The 341-nt window shown below is 51.0% G+C and carries 1 protein-coding gene; it reads left to right on the plus strand.

Annotated features, from left to right (window positions below; translation table 11 throughout):
* Positions 1-341 (plus strand): DDE-type integrase/transposase/recombinase (locus ACW9H9_RS28850; protein WP_457346743.1); only part of this gene is annotated, 341 nt, incomplete at both ends.

Below are 341 nucleotides of genomic sequence, written 5' to 3' on the forward strand. Positions count from 1 at the left end.
CTAGGTTGATGCGCATTGAAGGTTTACGTTCTCAGACTGGGTATCGACGGAGGCCGGGAAAATATGGCGGTAAACCAGCCGTTGCCTCACCGAACTTACTGAAGCGCCAATTCGATGTCAGAGAACCCAACAAAGTCTGGGTCACAGACATTACCTACATCCGAACATATGAAGGCTGGTTGTATTTGGCCGTGGTGCTCGATCTGTTTTCACGCCAGATCATTGGTTGGTCAATGAAGTCGCAGATGACCAGCGACGTAGCCATTGATGCACTGCTGATGGCGGTTTGGAGACGCAAGCCGAAGCAAGAGGTGATGATCCACTCGGATCAAGGAAGTCAG

The organism is Pseudomonas sp. SDO5215_S409 (genome assembly GCF_054071325.1).